Here is an 11,294-nt window from a genome sequence, read left to right as displayed (position 1 = left end):
TCCCTCCCGGGTTTGGGGCGCACCGCGAACGTTTGGGGCGCACGACGCACGCCCCAAACGCACGGCGTGCGCCCCAAACCCCGAGACCCCAGGACGGATGCCGCGGCTCAGGCCGCGTCGGACTCCGCCGCGTCGGACGGCGCGGCGCCGGCGGGGGAATCCGCGGCGTCGGCGACGGCGTCGGCCTCGCCGGCGTCGGCGGCGGGCTCGATCGCGAAGTTGTCGCGGAAGACGCAGGCCGGGTCGTACGCCGCCTTGATCGCCCGGAGGCGAGCGAGCGTCGCCGGCGGGAAGGCCTCGGCGATCCGCTCCGGCCGCTCGGACGAGTCGAAGCTCAGGTACATCCCGTCCACGTGCGCCGCGAGCGCGCGCCACCGGGCGTCGAGGCGGTCCGGGTGGGATCCGAGCGCCGCCACCGAGAAGTTCGCCGCCCGGTGCGCGTAGGCGGTCGCGTCCTCGGCGACATCGGCCACGGCCCCGCCGACCGCGCGCAGCTGGAAGAACGGCACGGCGCCGGATTCCAGCATCCGTGCCGCCGCCGCGGCGAAGGCCGGCGTGACGTGCTCGATCAGACCGGAGCGCGAGTGCGGCTCGCCGGCCCCGTGCTGCGGGCCGAGGTCGGCGTTCGCCATGATCTGCGCGTACGTCGTCAGCTGCACCGACTGCTGCACGAGCGGGGCGAGTTCGGCGAACGGCTGCAGGCGGGCGATGATCGTGTCGGGATCGTCGGAGTCGACCACGCCGTACAGCTGCACCACCTGCGGCTGCCCCGGTCGGGGGCCGCCGGTCAGCAGGAACAGCGTGAGATCGCGGGGCGACGACTCCACGATGCGGCCGTAGCCCTCGAGGAACGCCGCGATGTCGTCGACCTGGAACGCGAGCTGCGCGTATCCCAACTGACCGACCTCGTCGACCTCGAACTCGAAGGCGGTGACGACGCCCACGTTGGCGCCGGCGCCCCGGATGGCCCAGAGCAGCTCGGGGTGGGTCGAGGCGTCCGTCCGCACGATCGAGCCGTCGGCGAGCACCAGCTCGGCCGCCCGCAGGTGGTCGATGGTGAGACCGTGCTCGCGCGCGAGCAGGCCGATTCCGCCCGCGGTGGCGAGCCCGCCGACGCCCACACCGCCGTAGTCGCCCGAGCTCAGCGCCCAGCCGTGCTCCCCCAGCACAGCGGCGACCTGCGCCCAGCGCGCGCCGGGCCCGATCCGCACGAGACGCCGCGCGGAGTCGAGCACCTCGATCTCATCGAGCTGCCGGAGGTCGATCACGATGCCGCCGTCGTTCGTGCTCCGGCCGCTGATGCCGTGGCCGCCGCTGCGCACTGAGAGCGGCAGTTCGGGATGCCGCCGCGCGAAGCCGATCGCCTGCCCGACCTGCTGCGGCGAGGCCGGCTGCAGCACGAGGCCCGGTGCGCCGCCGCGCATGTAGGTCGCACGCACGTCGCCGTAGTCGAAGTCGCCGGGCTCGATCGCCGTCAGTCCTGCCGGAACGTCGTCGTACGCGATGCCGTCACGGCGGGCGGCGAGCGCAGCCGACGACCGCACCGGCGCCGCCGAGACGCCACGGGTGCCGCGTTCCACCGCTACGAGCTCGCGGACCGCCGGCGCCACGTCCTCCCCGAAGCGCTGCATCAGGTTCGGGTCGTCGCCCGCGAGGATGAAGGTGCCGATGCCGTCCTCGAGTGCGAGGCGCGCGAGGCGCTCGGCGAACTCCCGGGGGTCGGCGGCGAGCTGCCCGACGTTCAGCAGGCGCCGGATCTCGCGCGGATCACGGCCGACGGACTGCGCGGCTTCGTCGATGGCGGCGTTCCCCTTGGCGAGGTCGCCGGGCTGCATGTACCCGAGCGACGGCAGCCAGCCGTCGCCCTTGCGGCCGGTCAGAGCCAGCATGCGCGGCTTGTACGCCCCGATGTGGATCGGGATGTCGTGCGCGGGCCGCGGGCCGCGCTTCGCCCCGTGCACCCGGTGGTACCGGCCGTCGGTGAAGACGCCGCCCCTCTCGTCGGTGTGCCAGAGCGCCCGGATCACGTCGATCGCCTCTTCGAGGGCCGTCACCGCCTGACCGGGAGTGAGGCGCGTGCCTCCCATGGCCTCGATGGCGTCCCAGAAACCGCCGGCGCCGAGCGTGAGGTCGAAACGCCCGCCCGAGAGCAGGTCGATGCTCGCCGCCGCACGCGCCACGACGGCGGGCGGCCGCAGCGGCACGTTGAGCACGTTCGGCGCGATCCGGATGGAGTCGGTGCGCGCCGCGACGAACGACATGAGCGTCCACGTGTCGAGGAACGCCGGCTGATACGGGTGGTCCTGGAAGGTGACGAGATCGAGCCCCGATGCCTCGGCCACCTGCGACAGCAGCACCGGCGCTTCGGGGGTCGCGGCCGCGGGCGTGATGAAGGCGCCGAATTCGAGAGCATGTCCGTAGTCCATGGGGTCCTTTCAGCCGATGGCCGCGCTGCGACGGATCGGCGCGGCCGTGGTCGCGGCCGGTGAGTCGAGGGCTGCCGGGCGCATCCCCGAGAGCAGGATGTCGAGCAGCAGGTCGCGATCGGCAGGAGCGCCGAGACGCACGGCGTGCTCGACCCCGCAGATCAGGCGCTGAAGCTGGGCGACCGAGAGGTCGCGGCGCACCACGCCGTCCCGCTGCGCGCGCGAGAGCACCGCGTCGTACCCCGTGAAGACCTTGCCTCGCGCGACGGTGCATTCGTCGTGCAGGTCGGGGTCGGTGAGGGCGAGGTCCGTGAGCACGGTCTCGAGGCCGCTGTCCTGCAACTGCAGCGTGAGCGCGTCTTCGAGGAATCCCCGGAACGCCGCGTGCGCATCGGGCTCGGCGACGGCGCGGTCTGCGGCGGCGCCCAACCGCATCAGGGTTTCGACGCTGAGAGCCTCGATCAGAGCCCGGACGGTCGGGAAGTGGCGGTAGACGGTGCCGATCCCGACGCCGGCATCACGGGCGATGTCATTGAGGCGGAGGGTGCGGGCGTCGCGTCCGCGCGCGACCTCGAGGATGCGCTCACGACTGCGAACGGCGTCGGCTCGGGGGCTCATGCCTCCAGCGTACACCCGAAACGGATAGAGTATCCGTTTCTACGGGATCACCCGCCAGCAGCCGTCGACGTGGTCGTCGACCATGCCGGCGGACTGCATCAGCGCGTACATCGTCGTCGGTCCGACGAACCGGAAGCCGCGCTTGCGCAGGGCCTTACTCAGAGCGTCCGACGCGGGAGCGGTGGCGGGCACCTCGGCGAACGTCGCCGGGCGACGGTGGGATGCCGGCGCGAACGACCACATGAATGCGTCGAGCTCACCCGGTTCGAGGTCGAGCACGAGCCGTGCGTTGGAGATCGTGGCCTCGATCTTGGCGCGATTGCGAATGATGCCGGCATCCGTCATCAGTCGCGCGATGTCGTCGTCGCCGAACGCCGCCACGGTCTCGGGCTCGAAGCCGGCGAACACCTCACGGAAGCGCGGACGCTTGCGCAGGATCGTGATCCACGAGAGGCCGGCCTGGAAGCCTTCGAGGCTCATCTTCTCGAAGAGCGCCCGGTCGCCGTGCAGCGGCACGCCCCACTCCTCGTCGTGGTAGCGGGCGTACTCGAGGTCGTCGCCGACCCACGCGCAGCGCGCGCGGCCGTCGGCTCCGAGGCGGACGTCGATGCTCACCCGGTCAGACTATGCGCGGGCACCGACGCCCGGTCGGCAGCGAAGAGGCCGATGGACGGCATCCCCCAACCTTCATGTGGAGGTCGCACCTTCGGTCGCCGGATGCCGCCCCCGTCGCTTACCGTGGAATGTCGGGCCTCTGCCGGGCCCGCGCTGGGAGGAAACGCCATGAAGATCGTCGCTTCGTCGGACTGGCGGGACGCCATCCCCTTCGACACTCTCGTGCTGGTCGCCGACGTCGTGCCTGGCGAGCCGACGCGGTGCTTCACGTGCGGCGCGGACTCCGAACCGCGGGAGCGCACCGAGCTCTGGGCGTACAAGCACCGGCATCCGAAGAACCACGACGGCTACGTGCGGTTCTACTGCGCGGAGCACCGCCCGGTCATCCAGCGGCCGCCGGCTGCGGCATCCGTCGCCCCGACGCGCGGAACCGCGCGACCTGCATCGCGTCCTGCGGCCGAGCGCCGCGTCTCGAAGCCCACGATCCCCGATCGCGTGCGCGCGATGTGCCCGAACTGCTTCGTCGAGGTGTCGGCGACCGGCGAGTGCGGCATGTGCGGCTGGGCCGCCTGACCCGGACAGGGTCGCCGCATCCGTCCACTTCCGGGTTTGGGGCGCACCGCGCGCAGTTGGGGCGCACGGCGCACGCCCCGAACGTTCGCCGTGCGCCCCAAACCCGAGAGGAAACGCCGGATGCCGCGGACACAGCCGTCGACGACGGCGACGACTCGGAAGCCGCCTTCAGACGGGATGTGTCCGGAACCCCCGATTCCGGACACCCTTCCGCGCATCGTTACCGTTCCGTGACCTTCGCGGGCGGTGACCCCGCGGTCACTTCTTCTTGAGCGACTTCTCCGACACCGGCGCCTTGCCCGACGCGGCGAGCGCGCGGTAGTACTCGCGGGCCTCGTCCTGACGGGCGCGCTCGGCGCCCGACGCGATGGGCGCCCGCACGTGCTCGGGCGCGAAGCCGTAGGCGTCGACCAGGTCCTGCGCGTGGGGGCGGAGCCGCGCGCAGAGGCGGTCGATGTAACGGGAGACGGATGCGGCACGCTGCGCCGACAGACGCCCGCTGACGAGGTACCAGGCGAGGTGCTTCTCGATCAGGTGCATCCCGAACAGATCGCGCAGCCAGGTCAGCACCTGCGTGGTGCCTTCGTCGGAGACGCGGTTGACCCCGTCCGTGAACGCCTCCCACTGCAGCAGCTCGGCGTGGGCGCGAGCCGCCTCGATGAGCTCGGCCTGGTGGCTGTTGAACAGCGCCGCGGCCTCTGCCGGCGACAGCTTGGACGCCGGGCGCAGCGCCGCGGCGACATCGGCGACCATCCGCTGCACGCGACCGGCGAGCAGCTCGTGCTGCTGGTCCTCGCGCAGGCCCAGCTCCACCGAGCGTGCCGTCGAGCCGAAGTCGGCGACGGCCTGGCCGAGCTGACGCAGGCCCGCGCCGTGGAACAGCTTGCCGGCGGTCTGGCCGACGGCGAAGCGGGCCAGCTTCGCGGCATCCGCCCCCTTGAACTGCTTGGCGTAGTCCGACAGGAGGCGCTTGCCGACCAGCTGGAGCAGGACGTTGTTGTCGCCCTCGAAGGTGACGTAGACGTCGAGGTCCTGATGCAGGCCGACCAGGCGGTTCTCGGCGAGGAAGCCCGAGCCGCCGCACGCCTCGCGGGCCTCCTGGATGGTGCTGAGCGCATTCCACGTGCTGAGCGGCTTCAGTGCCGCCGCGAGGGTCTCGAGATCCTCGCGCTCCTCGGAGGTGTCGGTGCGCCCCGAGAAGACCGCGTCGAACTTCCGCAGCAGCTCGTCGTGGCTGAAGAACTGCGCGTAGTTCTGCGCGAGGAGGGGCAGCAGGCGCCGCTGGTGCTTGCCGTAGTCCAGCAGCACGACCTCTTCGGTACCGGCGCCCGAGTCGAACTGGCGGCGCTGGTTCGCGTACGTCAGCGCGATGTGCAGGGCGAGGGCGGTGCCGGTGGTCGCTGCGCCGTCGAGCGACACGCGCCCCTGCACCAGCGCCCCGAGCATGGTGAAGAAGCGGCGACCGGGGCTCGGGATGTCGGACGTGTACGAGCCGTCCGCGGCGACCTGGCCGTAGCGGTCGAGCAGGTTGAAGCGCGGGACGCGCACCTGGTCGAACGCGAGCCGGCCGTTGTCGATGCCGTTGAGGCCGCCCTTGACGCCGTCGTCCTCGCTGATGATGCCGGGCAGCATGCTGCCCTCGTCATCGCGGATCGGCACGAAGAAGCAGTGCACACCGTAGTTGACGCCGCCGGTGATGAGCTGCGCGAAGACGGTCGCCGCCTTGCCGTGCAGCGCGGCATTGCCGAGGTAGTCCTTGTACGCGCCGCGGAACGGCGTGTGGATCACGAACTCCTCGGTGTCGGCGTCGTAGGTCGCGGTCGTGCCGATGGCGGCGACATCCGATCCGTGCCCGGTCTCGGTCATCGCGAATGCACCCGGCAGGCTCACGTCGATGACGCCCGGCAGCCATGCCTCGTGGTGCTTCTGGGTGCCGAGCTGGAAGATCGCCGAGCCGAAGAGCCCCCACTGCACACCGGACTTGATCTGCAGGCTGGGATCGGCGAGCACGAGCTCCTGGAAGCCCGCGAGGTTCGCGCCGTTGTCGTTCAGGCCGCCGTACTCCTCGGGGAAGGCGCGGCGCGAGCCGCCGTGCTCGACCAGCAGGTGCAGCTGCGTCAGCACGCGCTCCCGGTGCTCGGGCATCGGCTGCCCGTCGATGCGCCAGAAGGCGGGGTCCTTGATCATCTCGCGGGCCTCACGGCGGGTGTCGCCCCATGTGCCGAGGAGGAGGTCGGTGACAGCGGCGATGTCTATGCGGGGATCGGATGCCTCAGCCGCCGTGTGCGGGGCGGTCGGGGCGCCACCGGCAGGCGTGCGCTTGCTGGTGGCGGGCTTCTTGGTGCGGACGGCGGCGTCGGCCATGTGCATCACCTCTCGGTGCGATGGACAGAAGGAAGGTCACCTCGACCGTAGGACTCCCACAAGCCCTGCTCAAAGCGACTGGTGGATGTCCACAACAGCTGTCCAAGACGGGGCGACGCCGCGTTGTGCGAGAGGCACAGGTGGGCGCGTTCACCGCCTGGTCGAGGGCGGTGGACGGTCGTAGGCTCATCGCCATGACGCCCCCGCCGACGGCCATCACGACCGCGTTCATCCCGGTCCACGACCCGCGCGCGGGAGCGCACTGGTATGCCGATGCCTTCGGCCTCGGCATCGGCGAGGAGACCGACGTCTCGAGTGTGCTCGCAGGCTCGCACGGCCAGGTGACGCTGATGGGCCCGAAGAGCGGCATCCACGTCGAGCCCGGTCTGCCGTGGGCGACGTGCAACTTCCGCGTCGACGACCTCGCGTCGGTGCACGAACGGCTCGCCCGGCTCGGCGCGCACCCGACCGACGTGCTGGGCGACCCGGGCCGCTGTCTGTTTTTCACCGCGACAGATCCCGACGGCAACACGATCCTCGTCACCGACCGCTAAGCCGAGGATGCCGGTGAGCCGGCGCCGCGGACACGCACGGGTGGTGCGGTGTCGGGGAGACGGCGCACAATGGGCGCGATGAACGCAGCCGTGACGCTCGCACCGTGGAGTCCCGCCGACCTGCCGCTGCTGGAGCGCGCCAACACGCCCGAGATGACGGCCCACCTGGGCGGGCCCGAGACGCCGGCGCAGCTCGAGGAGCGACAGCAGCGCTACCTGCGGCTCGGGGCCGCGGGCGAAGCCGCGATGTACCGGATCGAGCTCGACGGCACGCCCGTCGGCGGCATCGGGTACTGGCAGGTCGAGCACGAGGGCACGCCGGCGTCGGAGACGGGATGGCACGTCTTCCCCGAGTGGCAGGGGCGGGGCATCGCCCGCGCGGCGCTGCGGCTCGTCATCCGGCTGGTCGCCGCCCGGGGCGAGCGCGATCTGCTGGTCGCCTACCCGGGCGTCGACAATCCCCCGTCCAACGCACTGTGCCGCGCCGCCGGATTCTCGCATCACGGGTCGGGGAGCATGCCGTGGCGCGGCACGGAACTCACGTTCAACATCTGGGTGCTCGACATGGCGCCGCTCGACCTCGACGCCTGCGAGCCCGACCTCGACGAGCGGTTCGACGAAGGCGTGCTCGACGAGAAGGTGTGGTGGCCGTACTACCTCGCGCACTGGTCGGCGCGCGAGCGCGCGGCCGCGCGGTACTCGGTCGCTCCGGAGGGGCTCGAGCTGCGCATCGACGCGGACACGCCCGCGTGGTCGCCGGAGTTCGACGGCGGGAACCGCGTGTCGCACCTGCAGACCGGCCAGTTCTCGGGACCAGTGGGCGGTTCGATCGGGCAGCATCGCTTCCGCGACGGACTCGTCGTGCGCGAGGCGCAGCCGGAGCGCCGCCTGCATCTTCCGCGGTACGGCGTGATCGAGGTGCGGATGGCCGCGGTGCGGCATCCCGATGCGATGGTCGCCTTCTGGCCGATCGGGTTCGAGGAGCGGCCCGACGACTGCGGCGAGATCTGCGTCGCCGAGATCTTCGGATCCGAGATCGACGACACGGGGGGCTGGGTCGGCGTCGGCGTGAAGGCTCAGGACGATCCGCGTCTGCACACGGACTTCGAGAAGATCCGCGTCGACGGCGACCTCACCGGGTTCCACGACTACGCCGTGGAGTGGACACCGGACGGGCTGCGCTTCTTCATCGACCATCGGTGGGTGAAGACCGTGAACCAGACGATCGACTACCCGATGCAGCTCATGCTCGACGTCTACGAGTTCCCCCGCGCGGACGGCACACGCGACCTCGCCGCGCTCCCCCACGTGCTGCGGGTCGACCGCGTGCGGACGTTCCCGCCGGCGTGACGCCCGCCGCGTCGCACACAGGACGGGGTGGGCGTCGGGTCGCGCTGTCCTCAAATGAGGAACGGAGCCGAGATGAGGGGCGACACGCCGATGCCCGCTCCGCAGCTCGGCAGAGATCCTCAACTGAGGACCGCCCGCGCGGGCGGGCGCAAGGAGACGCGCGACACGCGTGTTCCTCAAATGAGGAGCAGAGCCGGGATGAGGGGCGACACGCCGCCGCGCGCTCCGCATTTCGGCACAGATCCTCAATTGAGGAAAGCTCGCGGCGGTCAGAAGAGCCCGACGATGCGTCCGTCGTCGTCGACGTCGATCGTGTTCGCGGCCGGAACCGCGGGCAGGCCGGGCATCGTCATGATGTCGCCGCAGACCATCACGACGAAGCGCGCGCCGGCGGCGAGGCGCACCTCGCGGACGTCGACGGCGTGCCCGGTCGGCGCACCGCGCAGCTTCGGGTCGGTCGAGAACGAGTACTGGGTCTTCGCGACGCACACCGGGTAGCCGCCGTACCCGTCGTCCTGCAGGCGCTTGATCTGGGCCCGCACCGCCGTCGAGGCCGTCACCTCCGAGGCTCCGTAGATGCGTGTCGCGATCGCGCTCATCTTGTGCCACAGCGTCGCGTCGTCGGGGTAGGTGAAGCGGAGGCCCCCGGCTTCCTGGGCCTTACCCACGCTCGGAGCCGCATCCGCGCCCCGAGCAGCATCAGCGCCCGAAGCCGCATCCGGTCCCTGCGCCGCATCCGGGGCACCGCAGAGCCGCACGACCTCGCGCGCGAGGCTCTCGGCGCCCGCACCGCCCTCGGCGAAGTGCTTCGCAACCACGGCCGTGACCCCGACGGCCTCCGACGCGGCGACGAGCGCCGCGATCTCGGCATCCGTGTCTTCCGCGCGATGGTTGATCGCGACGACCGCCGGGATCCCCCACGTCTCGCGGATGGTCCTCAGGTGCCGCACCAGGTTGGCCGTGCCGTGCTCGAGCGCCGCGACGTTCTCGTGCGGCAGGTCGGCGACCTCCACACCGCCGTGGTACTTCATCGCGCGCACGGTCGCGACGACGACGGCCACGTCGGGCCGGAGGCCGGTCGTGCGGCACAGGATGTCGACGAACTTCTCCGCGCCGAGATCGGCGCCGAACCCCGCCTCGGTGACGACGTAGTCGGCCATGCGCAGCGCGGAGTCCGTGGCGAGGTACGAGTTGCAGCCGTGCGCGATGTTGGCGAACGGTCCGCCGTGCACGAACGCCGGCGTGTGCTCGAGCGTTTGGACGAGGTTGGGGGCGAGCGCATCACGAAGGATCGCCGCCATCGCGCCGTGCGCGCTGAGGTCGCGAGCGCGCACCGGCGTACGGTCTCGGGTGTACGCGACGACGATCTCGCCGAGACGCTCCTTGAGGTCGGCGAGGTCGGTGGCGAGGCAGAAGATGGCCATCACCTCGCTCGCCACGACGATGTCGAAGCCGTCCTCTCGGGGGTAGCCGTTCGACGGCCCGCCGAGGCCGATCACGGCGTCGCGGAGGGCACGGTCGTTGACGTCCAGCACGCGCCGCCAGGTCACCCGGCGCACATCGATGCCCAGTGCGTTGCCGTGGTGCACGTGGTTGTCGATGAGCGCGGCGAGCAGGTTCGTCGCGATGCCGATCGCCGAGAAGTCTCCGGTGAAGTGGAGGTTGATGTCTTCCATGGGCACGACCTGCGCGTACCCGCCGCCGGCGGCACCGCCCTTCATTCCGAACACCGGCCCGAGCGCGGGCTCGCGCAGGCAGATCATGGCCCGTTCGCCGATACGTCTGAGCGCGTCGCCGAGCCCGACGGTGGTCGTGGTCTTGCCCTCACCGGCCGGCGTCGGCGACACCGCCGTCATCAGCACAAGCCGCCCGCGGGGTCTGTCGCGAAGAGTCCGCAGGTGCCGCAGCGACACCTTCGCCTTGTAGCGGCCGTACGGCTCCAACTCGTCGTCGGGGATGCCGAGATCCTCGGCGATCCTCCCGATCGGCCAGAGGTCCGCCTGCTGTGCGATCTCAATGTTGCTTGTGGCCACGCTCGCTCCCGGTGCGGGCGCCGTCGCCCATCGCGCCCAGCCTAAGTGCACGGGCTGTTCGTCGGCCGTCGCCGCGACCCGCGCCGTCGACTTCATGTGCACTCGCCGAGTGCACATGACACGCGCGCGAACGGCGTGTGCGCTCGGCGAGTGCACACGAAGCGCGCGACCGGCGCCTTGCGGATCGGGCGGCGCTGCCTGTGGCGCGGCTGCGGACCGCTGTCTACCCTGGAGCCATGGCGTCCGCAGAGGTGCGCAGGGCCACGGTCGACGACGCCGAGCGCGTCGCGAGGCTGCTGCATGACTTCAACACGGAGTTCGACACCGACTCCCCGGGTCTGGTCGTGCTGGCCGAGCGCCTGCGCTACCTGCTCGCCGGGCCGCAGACGTTCGCGCTGCTGGGCGGAGAGCCCGCGGCCGGCGTCGCGCTCGTGACGCTGCGCCCCAACGTCTGGTACCCGGGACCGGTGGCCCTGCTCGACGAGATGTACGTCGCGCCCGAGGCGCGCAGGGCGGGCATCGGCGGGGCGATCGTGGAGCGCCTGGTCGCCGACTGCCGCCGAGACGGGGTGTCGGCCATCGAGATCAACGTCGACGAGGGCGACGTCGATGCGCAACGCTTCTACGAACGCCACGGCTTTCACGGGTCCGACCCGCAGACCGATGAGCGGGCGTACTACTTCTTCCAGGAGCTGTGAGCCGACTGCCCGCGGTCGCGGGAGCGGAACGCCTGTAGATGGCCCACGGATGCCGCGCCGCGA

Annotated in this window: 9 protein-coding genes; 4 read left to right on the top strand and 5 right to left on the bottom strand. The window is 71.4% G+C overall.

Features of this window, described 5'->3' with window-relative positions:
* Positions 1 to 107: 107 nt before the first annotated feature.
* From MRBLWS13_RS13660 to MRBLWS13_RS13650, 3 genes are read right to left on the bottom strand one after another with little or no spacing between them, the layout of a single operon-like run.
* Positions 108 to 2,426, bottom strand: a complete 2,319-nt coding sequence (locus MRBLWS13_RS13660; RefSeq protein ID WP_349425883.1) for an LLM class flavin-dependent oxidoreductase — start codon at positions 2,424 to 2,426, stop codon at positions 108 to 110.
* A 9-nt stretch (positions 2,427 to 2,435) separates the two neighbouring features.
* Positions 2,436 to 3,044 carry a helix-turn-helix domain-containing protein gene (locus MRBLWS13_RS13655; RefSeq protein WP_349425882.1) on the bottom strand — a complete coding sequence of 203 codons (609 nt, stop codon included), beginning with the start codon at positions 3,042 to 3,044 and terminating at the stop codon, positions 2,436 to 2,438.
* Between the two features lie 39 nt (positions 3,045 to 3,083).
* The gene (locus MRBLWS13_RS13650; RefSeq protein ID WP_349429068.1) at positions 3,084 to 3,653 is read right to left on the bottom strand and encodes a DNA-3-methyladenine glycosylase I; all 570 of its coding nucleotides are present in this window, start codon (positions 3,651 to 3,653) and stop codon (positions 3,084 to 3,086) included.
* A gap of 174 nt (positions 3,654 to 3,827) precedes the next feature.
* Here MRBLWS13_RS13650 and MRBLWS13_RS13645 point away from each other — a divergent pair, with 174 nt between their 5' ends.
* On the top strand, positions 3,828 to 4,232 hold the full coding sequence (locus MRBLWS13_RS13645; protein WP_349425881.1) for a glucose-6-phosphate dehydrogenase: 405 nt from the start codon (positions 3,828 to 3,830) through the stop codon (positions 4,230 to 4,232).
* 258 nt (positions 4,233 to 4,490) lie between these two features.
* On the opposite strand, the gene MRBLWS13_RS13640 is transcribed toward MRBLWS13_RS13645, so the two are convergent.
* Positions 4,491 to 6,596 (bottom strand): acyl-CoA dehydrogenase, encoded by a 2,106-nt coding sequence (locus tag MRBLWS13_RS13640; RefSeq protein WP_349425880.1) that lies wholly within the window; start codon positions 6,594 to 6,596, stop codon positions 4,491 to 4,493.
* A gap of 194 nt (positions 6,597 to 6,790) precedes the next feature.
* Here MRBLWS13_RS13640 and MRBLWS13_RS13635 point away from each other — a divergent pair, with 194 nt between their 5' ends.
* Together MRBLWS13_RS13635 and MRBLWS13_RS13630 are read left to right on the top strand one after the other, a co-directional pair.
* Positions 6,791 to 7,150: a VOC family protein gene (locus tag MRBLWS13_RS13635; protein WP_349425879.1), complete on the top strand. Its 360-nt coding sequence runs from the start codon at positions 6,791 to 6,793 to the stop codon at positions 7,148 to 7,150.
* Between the two features lie 78 nt (positions 7,151 to 7,228).
* Positions 7,229 to 8,500: a GNAT family N-acetyltransferase gene (locus MRBLWS13_RS13630; RefSeq protein ID WP_349425878.1), complete on the top strand. Its 1,272-nt coding sequence runs from the start codon at positions 7,229 to 7,231 to the stop codon at positions 8,498 to 8,500.
* Positions 8,501 to 8,769: 269 nt separating this feature from the next.
* Here the strand turns inward: MRBLWS13_RS13630 and MRBLWS13_RS13625 are convergent, their stop codons facing one another.
* Complete coding sequence (locus tag MRBLWS13_RS13625) at positions 8,770 to 10,629, bottom strand: formate--tetrahydrofolate ligase (RefSeq protein ID WP_349425877.1); 1,860 nt, start codon at positions 10,627 to 10,629, stop codon at positions 8,770 to 8,772.
* Positions 10,630 to 10,769: 140 nt separating this feature from the next.
* Here MRBLWS13_RS13625 and MRBLWS13_RS13620 point away from each other — a divergent pair, with 140 nt between their 5' ends.
* Complete coding sequence (locus tag MRBLWS13_RS13620) at positions 10,770 to 11,231, top strand: GNAT family N-acetyltransferase (protein ID WP_349425876.1); 462 nt, start codon at positions 10,770 to 10,772, stop codon at positions 11,229 to 11,231.
* Positions 11,232 to 11,294: the final 63 nt, after the last annotated feature.

Source organism: Microbacterium sp. LWS13-1.2, assembly GCF_040144835.1.
GTDB lineage: Bacteria > Actinomycetota > Actinomycetes > Actinomycetales > Microbacteriaceae > Microbacterium.
This window is presented reverse-complemented; position numbering and strand designations above follow the sequence as displayed.

Excerpts from the sequence above, each read along its gene's own strand:
- MRBLWS13_RS13660 (WP_349425883.1), bottom strand. The coding sequence starts at position 2,426 with ATGGACTACGGACATGCTCTCGAATTCGGCGCCTTCATCACGCCCGCG.
- MRBLWS13_RS13655 (WP_349425882.1), bottom strand. The coding sequence starts at position 3,044 with ATGAGCCCCCGAGCCGACGCCGTTCGCAGTCGTGAGCGCATCCTCGAG.
- MRBLWS13_RS13645 (WP_349425881.1), top strand. The coding sequence starts at position 3,828 with ATGAAGATCGTCGCTTCGTCGGACTGGCGGGACGCCATCCCCTTCGAC.
- MRBLWS13_RS13640 (WP_349425880.1), bottom strand. The coding sequence starts at position 6,596 with ATGGCCGACGCCGCCGTCCGCACCAAGAAGCCCGCCACCAGCAAGCGC.
- MRBLWS13_RS13635 (WP_349425879.1), top strand. The coding sequence starts at position 6,791 with ATGACGCCCCCGCCGACGGCCATCACGACCGCGTTCATCCCGGTCCAC.
- MRBLWS13_RS13630 (WP_349425878.1), top strand. The coding sequence starts at position 7,229 with ATGAACGCAGCCGTGACGCTCGCACCGTGGAGTCCCGCCGACCTGCCG.
- MRBLWS13_RS13625 (WP_349425877.1), bottom strand. The coding sequence starts at position 10,629 with ATGAAGTCGACGGCGCGGGTCGCGGCGACGGCCGACGAACAGCCCGTG.
- MRBLWS13_RS13620 (WP_349425876.1), top strand. The coding sequence starts at position 10,770 with ATGGCGTCCGCAGAGGTGCGCAGGGCCACGGTCGACGACGCCGAGCGC.